This window comes from Bradyrhizobium guangdongense, from assembly GCF_006483445.1.
GTDB lineage: Bacteria > Pseudomonadota > Alphaproteobacteria > Rhizobiales > Xanthobacteraceae > Bradyrhizobium > Bradyrhizobium guangdongense_A.
Genome location: NZ_PPPT01000142.1, coordinates 1 through 23,368, shown reverse-complemented (window position 1 = coordinate 23,368; position 23,368 = coordinate 1). Strand labels below are relative to the sequence as shown.

Below are 23,368 nucleotides of genomic sequence, written 5' to 3'. Positions count from 1 at the left end.
GCTGCAAAGGTTAACGCAACCCCTTGCGAACAAAGGGATTGATCCCGGGACATTTGGGGGTAGCCTGATCCTTCGACTCCATTCCGGAGACGGAGCATGGGAAGCTTGGTACTCCTCGACCTGATGGGCGGCGTTGCGCTGCTGCTGTGGGGCCTGCATATGGTCCACAGCGGGATTTTGCGCGCCTTCGGTCCGGACCTCCGCCGGCTCCTCGGCAAGGCGCTCAGCAACCGCTTCAGTGCCTTTGCCGCCGGGCTCGGCCTCACTGCGCTCCTCCAGAGCAGCACGGCGACCGCCCTCATCACCAGTTCCTTCGCGGCCGAAGGGCTCGTCAGCCTGGTCGCGGCACTCGCCATCATGCTGGGCGCCAATGTCGGCACCACGCTGATCGTGCAGGTGCTGTCGTTCAACATCGCAGCGGTAGCACCCGTCCTGTTCGTGATCGGCCTCGTCGCGTTCCGCTCCGGTCCGCGCTCGCGCATCAAGGATATCGGCCGCGTCTCGATCGGCCTCGGGCTGATGCTGCTGTCCCTGCACATTTTGCTCGACACGCTGGCACCGGCCGAGAACGCGCCGGGCGTGCGCGTCTTCATGGCGGCGATCACAGGCGATCCGATCCTCTGCGTCATCATCGCAGCCGTCATCACCTGGGCGGTGCATTCCAGCGTCGCCAGCGTGCTCTTGATCATGTCGCTGGCCTTCTCGCAGTTCATCTCGCCGCAGGCAGCCCTTGCGCTGGTGCTGGGCGCCAATCTCGGCAGCGCCATCAACCCCGTCTTCGAGGGCGCGCGGCGCGAGGATCCCACGAGCTATCGCCTGCCGGTCGGCAATCTCATCAACCGCGTCATCGGCATTGCGCTGGTGCTGCCGTTCCTGCATCCGATCGCCGATCTGCTGCGCGGCTGGCAGCCGGACGCCGCCAAGGCGACGGCGATCTTCCACATCGCCTTCAACGTCGCCACGGCCGTGCTGTTCATCGGCCTGCTCGACTTTTCGGCGCGGTTTTTGACCTGGCTCCTGCCGGCGCGCGTGCAGGAGTCCGATGCGTCGCGCCCACGCTATCTCGACGAAAGCGCGTTGGAGACGCCGTCGCTGGCGCTGGCCGACGCCGCGCGCGAGGTGCTGCGCATGGGCGACCTCGTCGAGGTCATGCTGCGCAAGGTGATGGCGGCAATGATGACCGACGACCGAGCGCTCGTCGATCAGGTCTCCAAGACCGACAACATCGTCGACAGCCTCGATGAAGCCATCAAGCTCTATGTCACCAAGCTGACGCGCGGGAGCCTCGATGAGAGCGAGGGACGGCGCGCGATGGAGATCGTCTCCTTCGCGATCAACCTCGAACATATCGGCGACATCATCGACAAAAATCTGAGCGAGCTCGCGACCAAGAAAATCAAGCGCCGCTTCCAGTTCTCGGCCGAGGGCGCCGAGGAGCTCGCCGCCTTCCACAAGCGGACCATGGAATCGCTGCGCATCGCCTTCGGCGTGTTCATGTCGGGAGATGCCAACGAGGCGCGCAAGCTCTTGGTCGAGAAGGCCTCGCTGCGCAACACCGAGCTCGCCGCGATCGAGCGCCATCTCGACCGCCTGCGCGAGGGCCGCCCGGAGACCATCGAGACAACGTCGCTGCATCTCGACGTACTGCGCGATCTCCGCCGCATCCACTCGCATATCTGCTCGGTGGCCTATTCGGCGCTGGATGCCGCCGGCCAGCCCTATCGAAGGACCGAAGCGGAGCCTGCCGCCCTGCCCGCCTCAGGTGCAGCCTCGGCGCTGCCGCGCTAGGATCACCGATCCAGCGTCTGCGAGGCGCGGCCGCGGTTTTTCAGGATCAGCATGATGTTGCGGATGTAGATGATGGTTGCCAGCGACTGGCCGAGGATGATGACGGGCTCGCGCTTGACGACGCCATAGACCAGCGTCATCAGCCCGCCACCCATCGAGCAGAACCAGAACGCCATCGGCACCACGCTGTTGCCGGCCCGCTCGCTCGCGATCCACTGCACCAGGAAGCGCGCCGTGAAGAACAATTGCGCGACCAGGCCGAACGCCAGCCAGAAATCGAATTTGGCGACGAAGACGTCGTACAGATAATTGCTCAGCGCCTGACCGTATTGAATGATCATGCCTTGACCTCGGTTACTTCGGGGGTCGGCTTCTTGCGGCGGATCAGCCACCACACGCCGGCGAGATCCATGATTCCGATCCAGAGCCGGTCGAAGAAGCCGTAATTGGACACGCCGGAGCGGCGCGGCCGGTCGATCACGTCGACATAGGCGATGTCAAAGCCCTCGCGGCGCACCAGCGCCGGCAGGAAGCGATGCAAGCCATCGAAATAGGGCATCATCAGGAACACCTCGCGCCGGAACGCCTTCAGCCCGCAGCCGGTGTCGCGGGTGCCGTCCTTCAGGATCGCATTGCGCACGCCGTTGGCGACGCGAGATTGCAGTTTCTTGAAGCCGGTGTCCTTGCGGCCGACGCGCTGGCCGGCGGCGAGGCCGACGCTGTCAGCCTTTTCGACCGCCGCGATCAGGTCGGGCAGGAAAGCCGGATTGTTCTGGCCGTCGCCGTCGAGCGTCGCCACGATTTTCCCGCGTGCCGCGCGCACGCCGCTGCGCACCGCGGCGGACTGTCCCCCGGATTTGGCGTGGCGGAGCTGACGCAGATTACTGCGCTGTTGCATCAGCGCGCCCAGCCGTTCGCCGGTGGCATCGGTCGAGCCGTCATTGACGTAGATGATCTCGTAATCCCAGCGGCCGTCGAGCGCAGCCGTGATCTCCTCGATCAGGGGCGCGATGTTGTCGGCCTCGTTGCGCACGGGGACGACAATGGAAACCGCTGGGGAGGACAACACTGGTGTGCTCGTGGGTTTGAAATGAGCCCGCGGGAGGAACCGGTCCGGACGGCAGGCAGCCGCTTTTATGGGGCGGATGGGCTGTGGGCAACCCTTTTGAAGCGGCCCAAACCCGGCCCCGGAAGGGCCAAAATCGTGCCGTCGCCTTGAATGGCGAAGCCGAGCCGCCGTGCGGCGAACCAGTAACGGACCGCCATGGCGCCGACGATGCCGACCAGCGCGCCGGCCACGACGTCGCTCGGATGATGGGCCAGCAGCACCAGCCGCGTCAGCACGATCACGATCGCGTAGGTGAACATGAAGACGCGTAGGCGCGGCCATAGCGCGCTGACCGCGAAGGCCAGCGCGAACGCCGTGACCGCATGGCCCGACGGCAGGCTGAAATGCGCCTCCGTACCCTGGAACGGGATGAAGTTGTAAGGATTGGCCTTGCCGCCGACGAAGGGGCGGCCGCGGCCGATGGTGTATTTCAGCACCTCGCCGATCAGCACGGAGACGCCGACTGACAGAAGCAGGAATTGCAGGCGCGTGCCGAGGCCGAGCCACAGCGCGCGCGACGTGCCGTGCTTGGCGGCTGCGATCAGCGCCACGACCGCCAGCGCTGCGGCCAGCGCCAACAGCACATAATTGTCCTTGCCGAAATCGGTGAGAATGCGGATCGGCCACAGGCTCGGTGTACCCCGCGGCGGCATCAGCTCGATCTCGGTCTTGTCGAGCAGCAGCATCAGCACGATGATCAGCACCGCCCCCGTCGCAGCGAGATAGAGCCAATGCCGCGCCATCTTGCGCGCGGCCTCGGCGCGGCGCGAATGCGACGGCGTGCGCACGAGCTGCGCCAGCGAGCGTCCGGCGACCGCGAGCACCTGAACCGGATAGCTCGGGCGATGCTGGATTTCGGCCGGCGCGGACATCTACTCAGTACCCTCGGAGCGGAAGATCGAAATCGAGATCGCGCGCCCTTGCGAGAAATTATAGCCCTCCACCCGCGCGCCGACCTTGTAATGCAGGCCGATCGCCTCGGCGCGCTGCGCAAAACTGCGTTCGGAGCGCTGCTCGACCAGCGCGTAGCGGCAGCGTCCCTGCTTGAGGAAGTCGGCTGCCCCCGAGCCATCGGTCAACAGCGTCGACGTTCCCGTCATGAAGACGAGGCTCGGCTCGTGATAGCCTGCGGCTGCGGCCTTCGGCCCGACACAGGTCACGTTGCGCAGCGCGCGTGCGATCTCCTGGCTCGGGAACAGCGGGGTCAGCGACGGCAGCACCACGCCATAGATTGCGAATGCAAGCATCAAGGCGGCGACCATCGCGTTGAGCAGCGAACGCTCGGCGCGGTTGTTGTCGTAGAGCCACCAGGCGAACAGGCCGAAAATCAGCGCCGCCGCGATGAACGGCCATGCCGCAAACGCCGGCTGTCGCGTCAGCATGACGGCACCGATGACGGCGATGATCGAGCCGAGCACGGGGATCAGGAACCACCAGGCGGCGCCGCGCATCAGCCAGGAGCGCGACAGCACCCGCCGCTCGACCGCGCCGGCCGTGAGGATCGCGATCGCCGGGTACAGCGGCAGCACATAGTGCGGCAGTTTCGTCAACACCGCCTCGAGCACGATCCAGGACGGGATCAGCCAGGCCAGAAGGAATTGCGCGCCTGGCTCGCGGCGCGCGCGCCAGACCGCAGGCGCCGCCATCGCCGCCAGCGGTGCGCCCGGCCAGAACGTGACCCAGAACAGCAGCAGATAAAGGCCGGGCGGTGCGCCATGGGATTCCTGTGCGCCGAGCTTGCTCAACATGTCGCCGCCGACGGAATCCTGGAAGAACGCCTCGCCCGCCTTCCAGAAGATCGCGATGAACCACGGCAGCACCAGCACCAGCGTCCACATCAGGCCCCAGAGCGGCCGCAGCCGCCACAGCCAGGAGGAATCGCGGTCCTGGATCGCGAGCACAATGATGGTGAGCCCAGCGAACATCAGGATCAGCGGACCCTTGAGCAGGATGCCGGCGGCGATCGAGGTCCAGAAGATCGCAGGGTACGTCCAGGGCGGATGCGCCTCGTCCTCGCCGCGCTGCCACGACAAGTAGACCCGCGCCATCGCGCCCATCGCCGAGACCACGGTGAGCAGCAGCATCGCATCGGTCTTGGCAAGCCGCGCCTCGACGCCGAGCAAGACCGAGGCGCACATCATCAGCGCGGCCAGAATCGCGGCGCGGCGCGTGACGAAGCCGAGCGCGGCCCAATAGGTCATCAGCACGGCGCCGATGGCGCCCAACAGGGACGGCAGCCGATAGACCCAGATGCGCAGTTCTGCCCGCGGCAGGCCGAGCGCGGATGCCGTGTCGACCGCGATCGTCTGCAGCCAGTAGATGCCGACCGGCTTCTTGTAGCGGACATCTTCCTGGAAGCGGATGTCGACATAGTCGCGGCTCTCGACCATCTGCTTGGTGGCCTGCGCGAAGCGCGGCTCGTCGCGGTCGATGGGCGGAATCGTGAAGAACCCGGGCAGGAAGATCAGCAGCGCGAAGACCAGCAGAAAGCCCACCGCGCGGCCGTTGCTGGCGGTGACGATATCGATCAGGCCCGCGAGCCGGCTGCCCGGATTGACGGGGGTTTTCGGCTCGCGCGGCGCTCCAAAACGGGGGCGGGCATAGGTCTCGACCATCGGTTCCGCATACGCTGAAACCGCCATCCCGACAACCGCTTAGGCAACTGCCTAGGGAGGTGTCATTGAATTCGAATGACGACTGTGTCCGCGGCGCCAGTGGCATCGATCACGGTGAGGCGCGCAAAGCCCGGGCCGGGCGGATCGATCAGGCGCTGGCGCCGGCTGCCGATCTCGCCTGACGCCGTGCCATTGACCAGAATCGTCATCGGCAGCACCCCGCCGGCGACCTTGACCGGCATGGCGGCCGCCTCGACCCCGCCGGAACGATCGACGTCGATCCGGGAACCGTTGAGCGGGAACTGGATGTGCGGCGCCTGCTCGCCGCCGGCGCGGACGAGTTCCCCCACCGGGCGGAACCGCCGCAGCGGCAATGGCAGCTTGGGATTGCTGGCAACCAGCGTGCCCTTCGGCGGTTTTGGCAGCGCCGCCGGCAGCTTGCCGGAGCGGGCGAACGCATCGAACAGGATGGGTGCCGCCGCCGTCCGGCCGATCAGGCCGGGAACCGGGGCGCCGTCGGGCCGGCCGACCCAGACGGCGATGGTCATGCGGCCGTCGAAACCGACCGACCAGGCATCGCGATAGCCGTAGGACGTGCCGGTCTTGAAGGCGATGCGGTTGTGGGCGGCGTTCTCCGGCGGCGGCGTGCCCAGCAGCACATTGCCGACCTGCCAGGCCGCGACGGGATCGAGCAGCCGCAGCGGTTCGCGATCGTCTTTGGCCGCAATGACCTCGCGCAGCGGTTTTGTCGTGCCGAGCCGGGCAAAGCCGGCATAGAGCTGGGCGAGATCCTGCAATGTCACGCCGACGCCGCCGAGGCCCATGGCGAGACCGGGCGCCTCGTCCTTCGGCAGCACCAGATTGCCGCCGGCCTGCCGCAACCGCGAGGCCAGCCGGCTCGCGCCGACGCGATCGAGCAGCACGATCGCCGGCACATTCAATGACAGTTGCAGCGCCTTGCGCACGGGCACGGTGCCCTGAAAAGTCATGTCAAAATTTTCCGGCGCATACGAGCCGAAGCGCACCGGACGATCGTCGATCAGGCTTTCGGGATGGACAAAGCCGTCCTCGAAGGCGAGCCCGTAGATGAAGGGTTTTAGCGTCGAGCCCGGCGAGCGCAGCGCGCGGGTCATGTCGACCTGCCCTGCCCGCGTCTCGTCGAAATAATCCGCCGAGCCCACGCGCGCGAGCACGTCGCCGCTCTCATTGTCGACGGCGATGATGCCGACGGAAATATTTGGCCCCAGCGCCAGCGCGCGGTCATGCGCGAGCGGCTCGAGCACCTTTTGCAAGGTCGCATCGAGCGTCAGCTTGATGATCGGCGTGTCCCTGACCGTGTTGAGCGCGGCATCGGAGGCATGCGGCGCCAGGATCGGCATCGGCCTGCGCAGCGTCGGCACCGGCACGGCCTTGGCCTGCCTGGCGTCGTCGGCGCTGATCTGGTGTTCCTCGACCATGCGATCGAGCACGCGATCGCGGGCTTTTCTTGCTGCATCGGGAAAACGATCGAGCCTGCGCGTCTCCGGCGACTGCGGCAGCGCCACCAAGAGTGCTGCTTCCGCGAGCGACAGCCGCTTCGGCTCCTTGCCGAGATAGGCGATCGATGCGGCGCGGATACCCTCGAGATTGCCGCCATAGGGCGCCAGCGTGAGATAGAGATCGAGGATCTGCTCCTTCGTCAGCGTTCGCTCGAGCTCGATCGCGCGCACCATCTGCCTGAGCTTGGCGTGCAGCGAGCGCTGCCGCCGCGGCTCCATCAGCCGCGCGAGCTGCATCGTGATGGTCGAACCGCCCGACACGATGTGGCCGCGTGTGCCGAACTGGAGTGCGGCGCGCCCCATCGCCAGCGGATCGACGCCGCGATGCGCATTGAAGCGCTGGTCCTCGTAGGCGAACAGCAGCTTCAGGTAGGTCGGATCGGCGGCGGTTTTGGCATCGACCGGCAACCGCCAGCGTCCGTCATTCATCGCATAGGCGCGCAGCAGCTTTCCGTTGCGGTCCACGATCGTGGTCGAGACCTGCCGCGCCTCGTCCAGCGGCAGCGGACCGAGGGAGATGACCCAGCCGACGAAGCTGCAGATGGCGAGGATGAACATGAGCGCGACGGCTGAGAGAGCACGATGTCCCCTGCCCCGCGCTCCGTCATGGCCGGGCTTGTCCCGGCCATCCACGTTCTTGGCCGCAGCATCAAAGGTCGTGGATGCCCGGGACAAGCCCGGGCATGACGACTGAGTTTGTGGCGCCGTTTCGGTCATGCGTCGTTACGCCCGTTCACCACCATCACTTCGCCGCCCGCACCTCGACCGTGCCCGTCCCCGTGCGACCATAGCGCGAGGGATTGTACATGTCCTCGACATAGGCCTGCGGCAATACGTATTTACCCGGCGAAACCGCGCGCACGACATAGGCAACGGTGAACACGGCTTCCGAATCCGAGGCGCGGTCGATTGCCGCCGTGAAGCGGTCGTCGCGGAACTCGGTATCCTCGGGCTCCTCGCCGTTCTCGATCCAGTCGAGCGTGCCGCTGTCGCCTGACGAGACCAGTTTTGGATTGTCGATCTCGAGACCCGCCGGCAGATAGTCCGACACCATGATGTGCCCATATTCCGGCTTGGCCTCGGTGATCTTCAGCACCACGGCAAAGCGCTGGTTCTGCTTCACCTGCTTGATATCGGCCGGCTTGCCGTCGAGCGTGAAGTAGCTGCGCTCGATCTTGAAGCCGGCGGAAGCCGCGGGCTCCGGCGTCACCGGCGAGCCCGACACCGAGACCACCGCCTGCACCGGGGCATCGCCGGTGTTGGTGATCTTCAGCGGCTTGCCCTCCAGCGTCACCGACTTGTAGCTGCGATAGAGCGCGGTCTTGACCGGCTGGCCGTCCACCTCCATCGACAGGTTCTCCTTGGCGAGCGCACGCGCCGCCAGCACCAGCCACGCATTTTCCTGCGTCGAGGTGTAGGGCGTCAGCCCGCGCGCGGTCTCGACCCGGGTCACGGCCTGCGTCAGCGTCGCCTTCGGCGCATTGCCTTCACTCGCAAGCGAGACCAGTGCCGCAGCGTCGCGCAACTGCGAGCCGTAATCGGTGCGGCCGAACTCCAGCGCCGGTTTTGGCGCGAGACTGTCGAGCGCGGCACCATAGACCCGCTCGGCACGGTTGCGGTCGCCGACCAGCGCCAGCGCGGCGGCAAGCTGCGACTTCGCAATCGGCGTTGCGAGGTTGCCGAGCTTGGTGTCGGCAAGATAGCGGAGATCACCAATCGGGGCCGCGCCGTTGCGGGCGAGCACGTAGAGGCCGTAGGCGAGATCGCGTCCGCCATCCTTCTCCGGCTCGTTGGCGTTCACCACCGAGTTCCTGATGCGGTCGAGCGCGTTCTTGAACAGCACATCCGGCACCACAAAACCCTTTTCACGGGCGCGGGTGAGGAAGTCGGTCACGTAGGCATCGAGCCAGGCGTCCTCGCCGCCCGCCGACCACAGGCCGAACGAGCCGTTGGAGCCCTGCCGGGCCAGCAGCCGTTCGATCGCGTCGCGAATGCGCTGGTCGACCTCGGTGTCCATGGCGAGATGCGCACCGGCCGCGAGCTCGTTGACATAGAGCAGCGGCATGGCGCGGCTCGTGATCTGCTCCGAGCAGCCATAGGGATAGCGGTCGAGCGCCTTCAGGATCGTCGCGGCATCGAGCGCGGTCGAGAGCGACGCCGAGACCGAGACGCTGCCGGTGCCCGGCACGAGGTCGGAGAACATGTCCGACGTCAGCGTCAGGCTCTCGCCCTTCGCCAAGGTCCGGATCGAGCGCCGCGCCAGCACCTGCGTCGCCGCCTTGACGTCGAGCGCGTAGTGCCGCGCCAGCGCCAGGCCGTTCGGCCCGGTGATGTCGACGTCGAGGGTTGCCTGCCCCGCCGCGGTCGCGTCCAGCGCAAGCGAGAACGAGTTGCGCTGCTTGGCGGCGAGCTTCACCGTCGTCGCGGGATTGCCGGTCATCTTCACCGGACCACCCGTCTTGACGCTGATCTTGTAGTCGCCGGCCTGCCCCTCGACATTATCGATCTCGAGATTGACCGTGCCGTGGTCGCCATTGAGGAGGAAGCGCGGCAGCGTCGCCGTCAGCACCACGGGATCGCGGATCACGACGTCGATATTGGCGCGGCCGAGCTTTGTCGCGGTCCACGCGACAGCCATGACGCGCGCGGTGCCGGCGAACTCGGGAATGTCGAACGAGACTTCCGCCGTGCCGTCGGCGCCAACAGTCACGATGCCCGAATAGAGCGCCAGCGGCTTCTGCGCCGGCGGCGAGCCCTGCAGCTCGGCCGCGCCGGCGTCGCCGCCGGACTTGATCTGGCCGCGCGTACCCGACATGCCGTCGATGAGCTGCCCATAGAGATCGCGGATCTCCGAGGTCATGCGCCGCTGTCCCAGATAGTAATCATCCGGCGCCGGCGGCTTGTAGTTGGTCAAATTGAGAATGCCGACATCGACGGCGGCGACGACGATTTTTGCGTCCTCGCCCGGATTGAGACCTTCGAGCTTGACCGGAATCTTCAGCATCGCATTGGGCCGGATCAGCGCGGGCGGCGACAGCTTCATGGCCAGCGTCCGCGTCTGCTTGTCGATGCCGAACCATTTCAGCCCGATCGCACGGCCCGGCATGCGCTGCGCGGCCGCATCGAGCGGACGGCGCAAGGTCGCCACCACATAGGCGCCGGTGCCCCAGTCCTTGCCGACCGTGAACTTGACCTGGGCGGTACCTTCCCTCACGTCGACGGTCTGCGTCGTCAGCAGGCGATCGCCCAGCACATTGATGGTCAGCTTGCCGGCCGAGCGCGCATTGACCGACACCGTCATGGTATCGCCGGATGCGTATTGCGGCTTGTCGATCGAGGTCTCCAGCAGGTCCGGCGTATCGGCGGACCCGTCAGAATACCAGCCGACGTCGAACTGCACCGACGTCACGGGACCATCCGTGTCGTTCGACTTCACATCCAGCCGGTAGCGGCCGGGCCTCGGCGTCAGCGTGATGCGCGACGGCTTGTCGGCGGCGACCACGAGCTCGCCATCGGCGACGCGCGCGGTCGATTTGACCGGTTCATACTCCCAGTAATTGTTCTGGCGATACCATTGATAGCGCGACTCGATCTTGAGCAGCTCGTAGCGCAGCCCGTCGCGCGGCAGCGTCTTGCCCTCCGGCGAGACGAACACGACGTCGAACTCGGCCTTGTCACCTTCGGCCACGCTCTTGTCGCCGAACAGCGGCTTGACGCCGAGCATCGCGGCCGCGGGCGCCACCGGCAGCACGAGCTTGCGCTCGACCGCGCGTCCGCCCGTCTCCGCCATGCGGACGAAGATCTGCGCTTCCTGCGGACGCGTCGAGGTCGGCTGCTTGTCCAGCGTCACCGGGAAGGTCGCGACGCCATTGGCATCGGATTCCGGCAAGCCCTCGAGCGGCGTGCGCTCGTTGGAGGCGGTCTCCTCGTCGGCCACGCCGAACTGGTAGCCGGCAAAGCCGGGGCGCTCAGACGCCGGCGCGACCAGCATGTCGCCTTCAAGCGTCAGCCCCGAGGCCGGCGCTCCATAGAGGAAATGACCGTCGACCTTCAGTTCCACCGGAGCTTGAGCCTTGATCAGCTTGTCCTTGGACGACAAGTCGAATTCGATGCGATCGGGGACGTAGTCCTCGACCATGAAGGTGGTCTCGCCGACCGAGGAGCCCTTCGGGTCGGTGAAGGCGCGCACGCGCCAGGTGCCGGTCGGAACGGCCGAGTTGAGCGGCACGGCCAGCGAGCGGCCGCCGGCGCCCTGGTCGGGCAGCACGGCGCGGCGGAATTCGACGCCATCGGGACGCTCGATCACCAGCGTCAGCGGACCGCCGGTGACGGCATTGCCCTGCCCGTCGCGCAGCAGCGCTGTGAGATAGACGGTCTCGCTGGAGCGATAGACGCCGCGCTCGGCATAGACGAAGGCGTCGCTACCCGCCGGCACGACGCGCCCGGCGACGCCGCGATCGCTGAGATCGAACGCGCTCGTCTTCAGGCTGAGGAAGGCATAGTCGGCCTTCTCCCCTGACACGGTCAGCATCGCCGGCGACAGGCCACCCTCGCCACGCGCCAGGCCCGCCTCGAACAGCACATGGCCGCTCTCGTCGGTCTTGCGTGTCGCCAGGATCTCGTTGTTGCGGGCAACCAGCCGCACCTCGGCTTTGCCAACCGGATCGGTCGAGGCCAGCGAGTTGATGAAGACGTGGATGCCGTCATTGCCCGAATAGGCCGTGACGCCGAGATCGGAGACGATGAACCATTGGGTGGCGAGCTGGTACTCGTCGTCAGAGCCCGGGCCCTTGGCGGCCGCCGTCATCACGTAGACGCCGGGCTGGAGCTCGCCGAGCGCCTGGTCGACCGGGAATGCCGTGGTGACGTCCTGGTTCAGCGTCATCGCGGTCGCGAGCTCGCCGGACCACACCTTGACGCCGCGCTCGTCGCCGAGATCGCTGAGCTGGTATTTCGACAGCGTCTTCTGGAAATCGCTGTCCACGACCGTGTTGATCAGGTTGCGGTCGCCGATCCGGTAGACACTGATGTTCACCGAGGGCGTGTTGACGCTGACCACGGGAATGCCGCGCTGGCCGGTCTTCGGCAGCACATAGGCGCGGCTGGTGAAGCGCACGAACGGCTTGCGGTCGCGGACGTAGATGTTGAACTCGGCCGATTTCGGCAGGCCTTCCTTCACCGTGGACGGCAGGCCGGCGCGCAAATTGACGTTGTAGCGCTCGCCATGCTTCAACCCGTCGACGCAGAGCTGCTTGCCCTCCGCCGTCAGCGCCGGCTTGTCCTGGCCCGCCAGCGCCAGGAACGGCGCAAAATCGGTGCGCTTGGCGAGTTCCTCCGAGAACTGGAAGCAGGCGCGCGGGCTCGCCGAGTCGGAATCCACGGTGTAGTCGAGCAGGCGGAAGCCGTGCTCGTCGCGCAGCTTCTCGTAGGGACCCCGGACTTCAGCGACCTCGCGCAGGTCGAGCGACATCCGCATCGTATCAAGCGCCGGCCGCCACAGCTTGCGTTCGGACAACGCCTTGCCGAGCACCGCGAGCGCATCGGCCTCCTCGCCCGGATTGCCGGCGCGCTGATAGGCGATGTAGGCCGCGGTCGAGGCGCGCTCCAGAAGGAAGGTCTGCTCGCTCGAGCTCTTGGGCGAGATCTGGAAGATGACGCGGGCGAGGCGGAGCCAGTTGCCGGCATCGTCGGGGGTCACAGCGGCGATCTGGCCGAGGATCGACAGGCCGCTGCGGTAATCATTGCGCTTGAAGGCGGCGTCGGCGTCCGAGCGCAGCGTCGCGTTGGACTTGGCGACCGGCCCCGCCTCGCTCTTGATCTGCGCCTCCAGCTTGATCGCGGAATCGGCGAGATCGTCGCGCTTGAAGGCCTTGTCGGCGGCTGAGGCCGTCGCGAGGCCAAGCAAAAGCGTTGCGCAAACGATAGCGGCGCGAACCAGACCGTTCATGATGGGACTCCCGGACGACCGCGGACCAACGCCGCGTCGGCAATGATGAAATGCGCGAAATGGTGACGGACTCAAGGCGATGGAACCAGAATAGCAAAACGTCGCATGCGCCATGGCAGACAGGCCCAGAGGAGACCGATCAAGATACCGCCGCGCATCCCGTCCAAGGGCGCAGGCCGTGACCTGACCAGCCGACCGGCAGCAATGTCCCGGACCGGGTTCAGAGCTCCGGCGACGTTATCCGTCGTCCAGACCAAGAACCGCGGGAGCCGTCACCCTGACACTCCACCGTTCCGGTTTGTCGCTGGCATGAGGAAAACGGTTCGGTCCGGACTTGGCGACCACGCGGATTTTTCATATGTGGCGTGCTAGAAGCCGCCTCGGCCCCTCACAAGCGGGCCGCTTCCACGGTCCCGTAGCTCAACTGGATAGAGCATCAGATTTCTACTCTGAGGGTTGCAGGTTCGAATCCTGCCGGGATCGCCAGCTATTTCAATGATTTCCAGATGCTTGAGGACGACGCCAAAACAATGCACACTGAAAATAGGTCGTCCCCTTAGGCGGCGACGTCATCACCCACGGGTGTTTGATCTCGCTCGATCCCCGCAGTCTGCATCGCGGCGCCAAATGCGCGAATAGCCGCTACCGGATCTGCATCGACCATCATTTGCGCGACCTGCGCGAAATGCCTTGGGTAAATTGCCGCATCGAAGCGGCTCGCCTTAAGACCGGTCAGCTCCGTCACGAAGCTGAGTCGGAGCCACTGGTTGTCGTAGGGCGGGCCATTGTGATCCGTCGATAGGGTCGCATCGAATGTCCTTACGGCACTGAAGCTGTGCTCCCTTACCGGCTCGCGCTTGACGGAAAGTTTAAGCGGCGCTGACTTCTTCAGCATTGGTGACCTCCTTGGAAAGTTCGAAGGGTTCCACCAAATTCAGGCGGGATTGCGAGCCTTTTTGCCCGTTAGGCCTCGAATTTCCGCGAGACCAGATACCTGTCTTCGGCACGGGTTCCTAAGACTTGACTCGCGCTTGCAAGAGCATGCCAGCGCATTTTTGTGTGCAGCGGCCGCGCTGGCTATTTCTTATACTTCAAATCATCTCCAGCTGGTGGTGGTCCAAGCACCTGGATGTCCCAAGCATGGTTTGTATGAACAAAATCGTTTCCGCCGTCCTTGTCCGTCAATTTGGCGTAGACTAGGAAACGCGTGCCAAGTGGATGCGCACGTCTTAGCGCCTTCGGGAAACGCACCCGCAAATTAGCCGATATCGATTGACCGGCGATCGGCCGGACGTGAAGATCTCCGTGCAGACCACCACCACTTTCAGTATACGTTTCTACGACCATAAGAATGTAAGGCTCTTCCGGTTTTCCCATCGATGCCTCCCCGACAAACGATTGACGTTGCCTCACCCAACTTTGCGACACAACTTTGCTTCACACTGCCAAGTAAGAGCGCGCAAGCAAGCATGTGAGAAAACTCAGACAGCCTCGATCTGTCGAAGGCAAGCTGACGCAAACCGTTCCACCACGGCGATGTTCGAGCGGGCGAAGATACTCAGCAGTCTGCTAAATTATGGGCCCCCTTAGAAAGACACTCGCGCAGCAGGTTGACGCACAGTTGGGGTGACGCTATGGCCGCTCGACCAGCTTATTGACCATGAAGTTCAAGATCGGACCGAGACGCCCAGCAATGTTCATGCACTCCGTCGTGACCTGCCGGATTCGCTCGGCAGTGAAGACGTGAGCTGCTTGTCCTGTCGACGAGATTACCTCATTCAGATAATGAATGTTGCCTTTTGGTGCACCGACCCGGTAAGCGACGATCGGTCCGTCGCCCACTCCCATTTCCATCGTGGTCCCATGGACGATAAAATTTCTCTTCGGAAGAATGGAGTCTAGGTCAGCAAAGATCTCATCGAGGCTAACGCGCTGCTCTGCCGAAAAATCGTAGAGTGCAGCCGCCTTCTTGAATTCTCTGATTCGAGCACCGAACGTCTTATCAAGCATTTCTAGATATACCTCTTCGAAGCTCTTACTAGCATTCGTGAATATGATCATTGAAATGAGCATGTTCTCTAGATTCGAGCACTCGGTTATGAACGCTCCCATTGCTAAATGAATTTCAACACGGTCTCCCATTATCGCCTCACAAGTGACGTAGTTTGAAGCTCCGCAGTATAGCTCGCAGGATGGGTAGAGCGAAGCGAAACCCATCAAGCTATTCACCTTGACGTCGGCGGTGGAACGAACACTGCAGCGTCACGTCAATATGCGCGCAATGACGGCGTTCACTTGACCGCCCCGATGCTGGCGATGGGTTTCGCAAGAGCTCTACCCTACGCGCTCAAGCGCCTTGTCTCGACGGCGACAAAGCCGGCAGAGCTCCTTTTAAGTTCGCAGACCGCAGATTGACGACGGGATGGACCGTCATCAGGTACAGCCCGCCGCATCGCGGCGCCAACTATCCACGTTTACGGATTTGAATAGCCAAAGCCTTCAGCGCTTCTGCAAGGTCATCAAGAAAATCGGGGTGGCATGATTCAGTTTCTATGCAGCTGAACCGGGATATGCGATGACGCGAAAGCCAGTTTGCTATGGCCCCTCAGTTGCTATTGCAGCTGTGTCATTTGCGACCAGGGGCAATAAACTCCAGCAGCTATTGTGGTTCAATTCGGCGGGATATGAACTCGCAGTCCAGAATATTTCTGCTCCAGCCAGTCGAAGACCGACACGGTAGTTGAATCCTATCAGTTTGGTGTTCTCGACCTTCAGCAAGGCAGGGCCTGTGCGATCGCGCCAAATGATCGTTCGGCTCGATTGGTCAAATCCAATCGAGACGTCGTACAATCCGGAATAACTCATGAGCTTGCCTGCTGATATCGCACTAAGAACATCTTCCGGTTCCTGGAGCAGCGCAACGGAAGGTCCCAGCATAGCCGGCTTCTTATCCAGCAACTCCTTTCGATTGGCTTCATTCGTTGCAATTAGTGGAACTGCGGCAATGAAGAGAAAGCCTTTCCCTTGGACAACCTTTGGGCACGCAAAGAGGGCGCGAATTTGCGCAGCCTGGCTGGCACGTGCGCGCTGCGCGGTTGCCAGTGCAGCCGTCAATCGTGGCTGCAAATTCTTCTCTTCCGCCGCAGCCTGCTTTTCGAGATCGAGGCGCTCGCCCTCGATGCGCTGTGCCTCACTTTCAGCCTGACGCTGCTCCGCCAATTGTCGCTCGGATTCTCTCGCAATTCTCCTACGATCGGCCTCAATTATTGCGCGGCGCTCCATCTCTTCTTTGGCCCTGCGCTCTGCTTCGACCTTCGCCTGGCGCTCTGAAGCAGCCTTCGCATCGGCGTCTCGCACTTTCTGCTCTTCGAATGAAGAAGGCCGATTAGGTTCTGGGTTTGAAGGGCGTGCTTTCACGGCGTCGCTGCCGCTTGTGTCCGCATCAAAAATATTGCACTTCGAAGCGTGTCCAACGTAATGGCAATATAGTTCCCCCATAGTATTCCGGAGCGCGTCTTGAAGACGCCAATCGGTCAAGAATTCAAGCAAGTACAGTGCAAGGCCCAAGGTAATTGCGACAATTGCAGTCAGCCATCGCTTGAATACGGATCCTCCCGCCGGGGTGGGCAGGACCAAGCTGACAAAGCCAACTACTACAGCAACGAAGATCGGTCCGAGAAATTCCAGAAGCGGCGAACGCATTTTATGGATTGCCCAGCAAAGCCGGTAAACGCCAACAACTTCCCCGCATAAATTGCATTTGTCAATCCACGCACGCGTTCGGATTGCTTGATCGTTCCGGCATCCGAGGTTGGTGACTACGGTGACAGTCCTGGACTGCACCCGAAGTGAGACACGATAATTACTGTGACACCCATTTCAGGGAGTCTAATGGAGCTGAATTGAAGCGGTTAGCGAAATCAGCAATTGAATGGGTGCATTCAATCAACTTGAACGCGGTCTAACGAGCCAAATTGAAGCGGTGGGCGAAATCAGCGATTGAATGCACTATCACCGTAGCCAAAGAGGCTGCAGGGTGGCGGGCTATCCGCCACAGCCTGAGCAGGCGGTGTTGCTGTCCATCCATCGCCGGGTGGCCTCGTCGGTCCAACCCGGGACGGCGAAACCGGGGGTCGCCACGCCCTGACCGGGAGCAACGGGGGGAACGAATGCTTGCTGGCGCGCGCGCAATGGCGGTGCCGTGCGGTGCACCGTGGCGGCGTTCCCCGCGGCACTCAGAGCAAGCAATAGGCCCAAGGCCAAAACGGACCGCGTCATCGCTGTTTCCAATCGCGCATTGCCAGCCAGACATGTGGTTCGGCCGTCAATCATCCCCAAGTGCCGGGGGCTTCACGATCGCTCAATTCAGCGGGATGTGATGTCTGACCGTCCGACCAAAATCACCTTTGGCGCGCGGCAGATCGGCCGGCCGCGTACTGCCCAATGGCGAGGTCGGCAAGGTCGCCGTCTGTCCCTAAGCTGCAATCCGTTGCTCGACCGGGGCCGTCAGGCGCTTGAGCACTTCCGCATGCTCCAGGTCGGGCACCGCGATGGCCGTATGACTGTACATCGCATGCGTCCGCGATGTTGCGATCCTGTCCAGGATCTCGCCGCCTTTGACGACGTGAAGGCCCATACCCTCCTCGGAGGGGAAGATCGCCAGCACCACGTCGTAGGCCGCGACGACGGCCCTCAGCGCCTCCGCCTTGTCTTCGGCGACGTCGACAAAAACACGCACATCGGCTGCGAGTTCACGCAGCTCGTCAAAATCCAGCACTGTGGGGTACTCCAACGCAACGATACTGAGCTGAGAGTGGAGGCGTTAGGTTACTGAAGTCTCAACAGCGCATGGCAAGCCACAAGTTTCACGATGAGGTGACCCATCGGGATTGCAAGGCCTTCGCCGCGCCGCTGTTGTCCTTCGAGCAGCGTTATCCAGCCTATTTCTACGGTCTGTTCTTTCTGACGCTGGCCGAATTGTCGGGCGCCTTTCCGAATACGCGGCGCATCGGCGTCGCCATCGTTCATCTCTTCACGGGTTATCACCGTTAGCCTGCGGCGCTCCGGAGCGAGCTGACGGACGGAGCGTGCGCAACTGGTTTCGCTGGAGCCCCCCATCCTTGGTCTGAATGACGGCCGCCTTCCGCTTACAACCGTCGCCCCTACGACTTCTTGTCCCCGATCAATTTGATCGCATCGAGGATCGCCTGACCGTACTGATCAGCGAAATTATGAATTGCCGCGCGCACGCCTTCCACCGACCAGCCGTTACGCCACAGCGAGGGATTCTCGACAATCTTGGTCTTCCAGAACCGAAACTTGTTGTCGATGTCGGCTTGATTGTTGTCCGACGACATGTCCACGACAAGCACGAGGGCATCCGGGATCCCTCGTGCCCTCGAAGGAGACCATCCGACGAGATAGGGGCCCGCCCCTTCGAAACTCGCCTTCTGCTTTCGAGCGTCGGCCATGGCTAGCTGAGACGCCACCAAGTCATAGTGATCCAGCACAAAATCGCAATCGTCGTTCTTCACCTGCCGGTTCGTTGGATCGTCGACCGGCCATACCGTAAACATCTGGTCCTCGACGGGGACCGATGCTGTTTCGTTGCGGGGAAAGAACGCGATGAATGCCTTGCAAACCATCAGCAGCTTCGACCTGCTGGCAGCGGTTGGCTTGGAATGAAGGGCGACCAGCCCGTAGGCGCCAGCCTTGGCCGGCGGAATATCCTTTGCAGCAAGGAACGCACGGACAGGCAAGAGGGGCCTTGTCGAGTCGCTTCCAGTGGCACTTTGACCGGCGCTGCCTGCTCCTGGTCTTTCCAGGGTCTCCATCACGTCCTGAAGCGTGTCATGCAGAGCTTTTCCAATGTCATGGCCGGCCTTGCTGATAGACGTCCCTGCTCCCGCACCGGGAGCTTCGACGTGTCCGGCACGGCAGCCGGGTTCATCCCAGGGACAGGGTCGAGGTTCGGGCGAAGGTCGCGGAGCTATTCCCTGAGCTGCGACAGGAAACGACCAGGACATGAGTAACAGCACCAATCCAGATATCGCAGGCGCTCTCATAGCTGTCCTCCACGATTGAACCTGGCGCGAGCCCAGCCGCCAATCGCCTGCAGGATCATCCCTGCTAACAGGCAGAGGAGCGTGGTTGTGACCAGGATGACCGTTGCTCCGGCATTGGTGTCCGGCCGGACCCACCAAAGCATCGCCACTCCCAGAACGATTCCAACCGTCGCAGCGAGTCCGAGCCCTTTCAATGCTGCCTCCCCACGTCGCGCCGCCGGTGTCCTTTGTCGATGCGATCAGAGCAGAGGTTTCCGCGTTCCGCGTCGCTCACAATCCGTCTCCCTAGACGATCTTCGTCGCGAGAACGTCGGCAAACTTCTGTGCGATCTTGTTGAAACCGCTGGGAATGGGATGGAGTTCGTTCGCCCATTCTGCCGATGTCAGCGTGCCCTGGGTGTCGACCATGTGGAAATTGTTGGCGGCGTCGGCTGCGAGCCGCGCGAGCATGACGCGAAACGTCGCCAGTGCCTCGTGCACGATCACCTTGCCCTTCGCAACCGACCAGTTGCAGAAGTCGAGCGACGGCTTCAGCCACGGACCCGCGCAGGGCGGATGGGAGCCGTTCGGGATCGCAAAGTCGTAGCAATGGCCGAAGATCGGCACGCCGGGGGCCAGCCGATCGCGCAGTGCGAACAGCTCGAGATAGCAGGCCTCGACCACCCCGAGCGACTTTTGGAAGCGGTCCTGATTGAGGCCAGAGACGTGGCCGTCGTTGAAATCGAGGAAGATGCAGAACTGGTCGCCGGCGATGTCATTTCCACCGGCCGAAAACAGGATGGCGTCGGGCTTGCCGTCGATCCAGTTGGAGGGGTCGGTCAGCGCCGCGATCATGCGTTCCTGCTTGGGCAGCGACATCTCGTCGACCGCGGCGTCGCCATGATGGGCGAGATTGAGGATGGTCGGGGGCATTGCACCGATCCTGCGAAGCTGCGCGATCACGTCGGTGTCGACGAGCGGAAGGCCGTTTCCGGTGAGCGGATAGTCGAACCAGGAATCGCCGACCGCCAGCATCACGAGCGGACGATTGATGACCTGCACGTTCAGGCTCTTCGCGCTTGCCCGGGCTGCGGTGAGACGGGCGATGTTGGCCTTGTGGATGAGGACGCGCTTTGCGATGTCCTCGTCGATCCGCCGTCTCGTTTGCTCCTGGATGAAGACATCGTCGGCCATCGGTTCCTCCCCTCATCGGACCGCCGTCAGACTGTTCCAGGACGGCTGACCGTTGATTTTCGTCGCGTTGATGCAATGGGAGCAGGTCGATCGCCGTCATCGCGCCCTCTCCGGCGTACCGCCGTCGACCCGTTTCCTCGCCAGGGAATGATAGGACGTGCGCAGGGGGCGGCTGTGAACCATCTCACAATCCCACCGTTATTTTATGTCTCGATGCTACCTTGGCGAGATACCGCTGCCACAGCAATGACCGTTTCTCACTTGAGGGTGCGGCGCGCTTCTGCACGCGCGTGACCCTATTCTGCGTAGATTGACCTGGATCAACACGCTTTGCGGTCTGAGGGCATCGGTGTCGGGCAAGTTGGAGGAGGTTCCAATGCGCGCATGGGCTTTGACGGTTTTGACGGTGAGCATCGCCCTGACAGCGGGGCATGCCCGGGCTCAAACCTATGATCCGGCTTTTCCCGTTTGCCTGTACGTCGTCTCCATGGGAATCACCCCCTACTATCGATGCAACTTCACATCGATGGCGCAGTGCAGAGCGTCGGCCAACGGTCAGATGTGCGTCCTCAACCCGTATTACGCGGGCCCGAAAGCAAACAAACAACGCTATCGTGGCCAGGTGGGACCAGGATTCCCGCCCCCCGCCGCGACCAGATCGTACGCGGCACCAAAGCCGTCGGCGCGCAAGCGGCCCTCACCGTGCGATCAACCGGAAGCGTATTATGGTGCTTGCCAGGGCTACGCGCCGGGCGAGAAGGAAGAATTCCTCAGGAGTGTGCATCGCTACATGTGACGGGGCGCGTGGGGCCTGGGGCGCGGAATTCTTGCGGCTTGTGCAATGATGGCAATATAGCGGTGATTTGCCCGACGGGTCAAGCGAATTTCGGAAAATGCGAATCAAACCCTCCCCGGCCCCGTGCCCCCGCCCCGGGGCTACTGTGCATGGGGTTGTTTTTTGCGTTTTGTTTGTCCCGCCCCCAAGTCGAGCCCGGACTCTATCCGCGTCACCCCATGCGATTTGATTGCCATTCCCTCCCGGAAGGAGGATGCTTGCCGCCGGGGGGGGACGCTTGGGAGAGCGGCATGAGCAAGTCAGGTCTCGACAATCGCCACCGCAATCACGATGGCGAGATCAGCCACAAGCACGGAAACACCCTGCTCGGCACGCTGCGCAAGATCTACGGACCGGGCTTTGCAGCCGGCTATCCAGCGACTGAAACGTTGAGCACGGTTCTGCTGCAGTTGAACGAGACGTCGCTGAGCCAGCTCCGCCGCGACCATGACACCGGCCATCTCGCGCACAAGATCCAGAAGGCATCGAAGTAACCGGGATCGGTCCCGACCTCATCAGCAACGTCCTTAGCCGGCCGCTCGCGCTGCGCCGGTGGATGTGCACCGCGCAAATCTTTCAGGTCGGAAGTGTGAATTGCGTCACATGCCGTAGCGCTACGCTCGGCTACACAGGGCTGCCCCGGATATTTGCGGGCGCGGGACGACAACCAGATGGCCCTTTCAGCCATGACACCGGAAGCCGAAGCTGCGATCCCTCAGGCCGAGGCAAAGCCACGCCGCAGGCTGCCCGACCTGTTCGGCGTTGCCTATCTCGTCATCATGGCCGTGGCGATGACGGCGTGGATGTGGGTTCTGGTCTGGATCGCCTTCTCAGCCTTTAGCTGGCTGGTTTCCTAAAACAGGAGCGGAATCGCTTGAATCGCCTTGATCGCCCCGCAAACGATCATGACCCAAAGCGCCAAGCTGATCTGGATGGCATCCAGCATGTCCATTTCCCCCGCGAATCAGTCGACTTGTTTTTTCTTTGATCAGAACCGCGAAGCCGCGCGGAAAGCCAGTCAAAATTTAGGGCACTTGTTGTGCAGCGCGACAGGGTGCGCGGCAACAGGATTTCAACCGCTGCGCTAAAGCCTCAGCATTGAAGCCCGGCGTCGCGCTTAGCGCGAAGCCACCCGTCGTCGCTTAGCCTCCACCCTCGCCTTGATGGCGCGGATGCGCGACTCATGCGCGGCCCAGTAGGCCCGGCTCGCGGCGGCCGTGCCACGCTTGTAGACCGCGTAGACGTCGGTCGGCTTCGAGGCCTGCGATCTGACAGGTCGGGACGGCGCCGTTGTCACGGCCTTCGTTGCGACTGATGTCACGGTGCCCTTGGTGGGCGCGGCGAACGCGGAGTTCATGGCCGTCAGGCGATTGCGCACCCGGTTGCAGTAGATGGCGGAGCGCGGCGCCACGCCGTCCTCATCGTCACCGGCGCGGTAGGTCATCAAGGCGCGGCAGAGATCGCCTTTCGCGAGCGTCCAGGCTTTGGCGAGATGCGCCACACCGTAATGGATGTTGATCTCGGGCGTGGCGAGTTCGGCGGCCGTGCCCTTGAAACCAAACCCGGCGGCCGTCTCGAGCTTGATCTGCATCAGGCCGATTTCGCCGGCGCGGCCGGTGACGTCCGACTCATAGCGGCTCTCGACGAAGACGACGGCTTCGGCAATGTCGGCGGGCAGTTTCGACGTCGCGGTTTCCTTGTCGATCAGGGCGCGCACGGCGGCTTGCGCGGGATAAAGGTCGGCCTCGGACGCCGGCAGTTGATCGCCGGTTTCACGTCCGCCCACGGAGCTCGCGCCATCGGCGGCCATGCCGGCGCGCAGCGGCCACACGGCCAGCAGGAGCACCGCCGTAACCGTCAGCGGCGCAACAGATCCGGTCCATGACGAACGCCTGCGCATGCAGGTTTGATAGACGCGACGCGTTAACAACGCTTGTCGGGCGCGCGCATGCGCCCGACAAAACAAACGAGGCGGGTCCCTGCCCGCCTCGCTCCAGATCAGACTCTTGAAATCTCAGTAGCAGGCTCGGGGATCGGCCTGCACATACTGGCCGCTGGGATAGCGGTAGTAGCAGACGCCCTGCGCCCAGTAGTAGCCGGGCTGCGAGGCGGCCGTCGCGCCCGCAATGGCGCCGGTCGCGCCGCCGAGGACCGCGCCGGCGGCAGCACCCGTGGCATTGCCCGAGATCAGGCCGCCGAGCACGCCACCGACGATGGCGCCGCCGAGCGCGCTCACACCGGGATCGGCCGGCGGCGGGGGCGGCGGCGGCGCATAGGCCGGCGGCGGCGGCGCATAGGC

The 23,368-nt window shown here is 63.4% G+C and carries 19 protein-coding genes, 1 tRNA gene and 1 pseudogene; 6 read left to right on the top strand and 15 right to left on the bottom strand.

Annotated features, from left to right (window positions below; all coding sequences use genetic code 11):
- Window positions 1–96: 96 nt before the first annotated feature.
- Window positions 97–1,788, top strand: a complete 1,692-nt coding sequence (locus tag C2U70_RS20395; protein WP_140980214.1) for a Na/Pi cotransporter family protein — start codon at window positions 97–99, stop codon at window positions 1,786–1,788.
- 2 nt (window positions 1,789–1,790) lie between these two features.
- On the opposite strand, the gene C2U70_RS20390 is transcribed toward C2U70_RS20395, so the two are convergent.
- The 6 genes from C2U70_RS20390 to C2U70_RS20365 form a co-directional block, all read right to left on the bottom strand.
- A complete protein-coding gene (locus tag C2U70_RS20390) occupies window positions 1,791–2,129 on the bottom strand; it encodes a lipid-A-disaccharide synthase N-terminal domain-containing protein (protein ID WP_140980213.1) in 339 nt (112 codons plus the stop codon).
- Complete coding sequence (locus C2U70_RS20385) at window positions 2,126–2,857, bottom strand: glycosyltransferase family 2 protein (RefSeq protein ID WP_433960692.1); 732 nt, start codon at window positions 2,855–2,857, stop codon at window positions 2,126–2,128. The genes C2U70_RS20390 and C2U70_RS20385 overlap by 4 nt, the downstream gene beginning before the upstream one ends.
- Before the next feature lie 65 nt (window positions 2,858–2,922).
- A complete protein-coding gene (locus C2U70_RS20380) occupies window positions 2,923–3,768 on the bottom strand; it encodes a phosphatase PAP2 family protein (protein ID WP_140980212.1) in 846 nt (281 codons plus the stop codon).
- Window positions 3,769–5,511 carry an ArnT family glycosyltransferase gene (locus C2U70_RS20375; RefSeq protein WP_140980221.1) on the bottom strand — a complete coding sequence of 581 codons (1,743 nt, stop codon included), beginning with the start codon at window positions 5,509–5,511 and terminating at the stop codon, window positions 3,769–3,771.
- 62 nt (window positions 5,512–5,573) lie between these two features.
- A complete protein-coding gene (gene pbpC / locus C2U70_RS20370) occupies window positions 5,574–7,766 on the bottom strand; it encodes a penicillin-binding protein 1C (RefSeq protein ID WP_433960691.1) in 2,193 nt (730 codons plus the stop codon).
- A gap of 25 nt (window positions 7,767–7,791) precedes the next feature.
- Entirely contained in the window at window positions 7,792–12,996 is a 5,205-nt protein-coding gene (locus C2U70_RS20365) for an alpha-2-macroglobulin family protein (RefSeq protein ID WP_140980210.1), read from the bottom strand.
- Between the two features lie 409 nt (window positions 12,997–13,405).
- Here C2U70_RS20365 and C2U70_RS20360 point away from each other — a divergent pair.
- Window positions 13,406–13,482 (top strand) — tRNA-Arg (locus C2U70_RS20360).
- Between the two features lie 70 nt (window positions 13,483–13,552).
- On the opposite strand, the gene C2U70_RS20355 is transcribed toward C2U70_RS20360, so the two are convergent.
- The 5 genes from C2U70_RS20355 to C2U70_RS20330 form a co-directional block, all read right to left on the bottom strand.
- On the bottom strand, window positions 13,553–13,891 hold the full coding sequence (locus tag C2U70_RS20355; RefSeq protein WP_140980209.1) for a hypothetical protein: 339 nt from the start codon (window positions 13,889–13,891) through the stop codon (window positions 13,553–13,555).
- A gap of 182 nt (window positions 13,892–14,073) precedes the next feature.
- Entirely contained in the window at window positions 14,074–14,373 is a 300-nt protein-coding gene (locus C2U70_RS20350; protein ID WP_140980208.1) for a hypothetical protein, read from the bottom strand.
- A gap of 255 nt (window positions 14,374–14,628) precedes the next feature.
- Complete coding sequence (locus tag C2U70_RS20345) at window positions 14,629–15,138, bottom strand: hypothetical protein (protein ID WP_140980207.1); 510 nt, start codon at window positions 15,136–15,138, stop codon at window positions 14,629–14,631.
- A 453-nt stretch (window positions 15,139–15,591) separates the two neighbouring features.
- On the bottom strand, window positions 15,592–16,698 hold the full coding sequence (locus C2U70_RS20340) for a hypothetical protein (RefSeq protein ID WP_140980206.1): 1,107 nt from the start codon (window positions 16,696–16,698) through the stop codon (window positions 15,592–15,594).
- A 772-nt stretch (window positions 16,699–17,470) separates the two neighbouring features.
- Complete coding sequence (locus tag C2U70_RS20330; RefSeq protein WP_140980204.1) at window positions 17,471–17,773, bottom strand: hypothetical protein; 303 nt, start codon at window positions 17,771–17,773, stop codon at window positions 17,471–17,473.
- A gap of 71 nt (window positions 17,774–17,844) precedes the next feature.
- On the opposite strand from C2U70_RS20330, the gene C2U70_RS20325 reads away from it, so the two are divergent.
- Window positions 17,845–18,048, top strand: coding sequence for a hypothetical protein (locus tag C2U70_RS20325; RefSeq protein WP_140980203.1), 204 nt, complete (start codon window positions 17,845–17,847; stop codon window positions 18,046–18,048).
- Between the two features lie 110 nt (window positions 18,049–18,158).
- On the opposite strand, the gene C2U70_RS20320 is transcribed toward C2U70_RS20325, so the two are convergent.
- Both C2U70_RS20320 and C2U70_RS20315 read right to left on the bottom strand, forming a co-directional pair.
- Window positions 18,159–18,833: a hypothetical protein gene (locus C2U70_RS20320; protein WP_186294378.1), complete on the bottom strand. Its 675-nt coding sequence runs from the start codon at window positions 18,831–18,833 to the stop codon at window positions 18,159–18,161.
- Window positions 18,834–19,346: 513 nt separating this feature from the next.
- The gene (locus C2U70_RS20315) at window positions 19,347–20,234 is read right to left on the bottom strand and encodes an SGNH/GDSL hydrolase family protein (RefSeq protein WP_140980201.1); all 888 of its coding nucleotides are present in this window, start codon (window positions 20,232–20,234) and stop codon (window positions 19,347–19,349) included.
- A gap of 376 nt (window positions 20,235–20,610) precedes the next feature.
- Between C2U70_RS20315 and C2U70_RS33800 the strand changes: the two genes are divergently transcribed.
- The 3 genes from C2U70_RS33800 (at window position 20,611) to C2U70_RS20300 (ending at window position 21,926) form a co-directional block, all read left to right on the top strand.
- On the top strand, window positions 20,611–21,030 hold the full coding sequence (locus tag C2U70_RS33800) for a DUF3551 domain-containing protein (protein WP_140980200.1): 420 nt from the start codon (window positions 20,611–20,613) through the stop codon (window positions 21,028–21,030).
- 290 nt (window positions 21,031–21,320) lie between these two features.
- Window positions 21,321–21,563, top strand: a complete 243-nt coding sequence (locus tag C2U70_RS20305; protein WP_140980199.1) for a hypothetical protein — start codon at window positions 21,321–21,323, stop codon at window positions 21,561–21,563.
- 177 nt (window positions 21,564–21,740) lie between these two features.
- The gene (locus C2U70_RS20300) at window positions 21,741–21,926 is read left to right on the top strand and encodes a hypothetical protein (protein WP_140980198.1); all 186 of its coding nucleotides are present in this window, start codon (window positions 21,741–21,743) and stop codon (window positions 21,924–21,926) included.
- A 260-nt stretch (window positions 21,927–22,186) separates the two neighbouring features.
- Here C2U70_RS20300 and C2U70_RS20295 read toward each other — a convergent pair whose 3' ends face one another.
- Complete coding sequence (locus C2U70_RS20295; protein WP_140980197.1) at window positions 22,187–22,969, bottom strand: transglycosylase SLT domain-containing protein; 783 nt, start codon at window positions 22,967–22,969, stop codon at window positions 22,187–22,189.
- 114 nt (window positions 22,970–23,083) lie between these two features.
- A pseudogene (locus tag C2U70_RS20290) lies at window positions 23,084–23,368 on the bottom strand (hypothetical protein); the annotation flags it as partial.

Coding starts and splice junctions, on each gene's coding strand:
- C2U70_RS20395 (WP_140980214.1), top strand. CDS start 97: ATGGGAAGCTTGGTACTCCTCGACCTGATGGGCGGCGTTGCGCTGCTG.
- C2U70_RS20390 (WP_140980213.1), bottom strand. CDS start 2,129: ATGATCATTCAATACGGTCAGGCGCTGAGCAATTATCTGTACGACGTC.
- C2U70_RS20380 (WP_140980212.1), bottom strand. CDS start 3,768: ATGTCCGCGCCGGCCGAAATCCAGCATCGCCCGAGCTATCCGGTTCAG.
- C2U70_RS20375 (WP_140980221.1), bottom strand. CDS start 5,511: ATGGTCGAGACCTATGCCCGCCCCCGTTTTGGAGCGCCGCGCGAGCCG.
- pbpC (WP_433960691.1), bottom strand. CDS start 7,766: ATGACCGAAACGGCGCCACAAACTCAGTCGTCATGCCCGGGCTTGTCC.
- C2U70_RS20365 (WP_140980210.1), bottom strand. CDS start 12,996: ATGAACGGTCTGGTTCGCGCCGCTATCGTTTGCGCAACGCTTTTGCTT.
- C2U70_RS20355 (WP_140980209.1), bottom strand. CDS start 13,891: ATGCTGAAGAAGTCAGCGCCGCTTAAACTTTCCGTCAAGCGCGAGCCG.
- C2U70_RS20350 (WP_140980208.1), bottom strand. CDS start 14,373: ATGGGAAAACCGGAAGAGCCTTACATTCTTATGGTCGTAGAAACGTAT.
- C2U70_RS20345 (WP_140980207.1), bottom strand. CDS start 15,138: ATGGGAGACCGTGTTGAAATTCATTTAGCAATGGGAGCGTTCATAACC.
- C2U70_RS20340 (WP_140980206.1), bottom strand. CDS start 16,698: ATGCGTTCGCCGCTTCTGGAATTTCTCGGACCGATCTTCGTTGCTGTA.
- C2U70_RS20325 (WP_140980203.1), top strand. CDS start 17,845: ATGGCAAGCCACAAGTTTCACGATGAGGTGACCCATCGGGATTGCAAG.
- C2U70_RS20315 (WP_140980201.1), bottom strand. CDS start 20,234: ATGGCCGACGATGTCTTCATCCAGGAGCAAACGAGACGGCGGATCGAC.
- C2U70_RS33800 (WP_140980200.1), top strand. CDS start 20,611: ATGCGCGCATGGGCTTTGACGGTTTTGACGGTGAGCATCGCCCTGACA.
- C2U70_RS20305 (WP_140980199.1), top strand. CDS start 21,321: ATGAGCAAGTCAGGTCTCGACAATCGCCACCGCAATCACGATGGCGAG.
- C2U70_RS20300 (WP_140980198.1), top strand. CDS start 21,741: ATGGCCCTTTCAGCCATGACACCGGAAGCCGAAGCTGCGATCCCTCAG.
- C2U70_RS20295 (WP_140980197.1), bottom strand. CDS start 22,969: ATGCGCAGGCGTTCGTCATGGACCGGATCTGTTGCGCCGCTGACGGTT.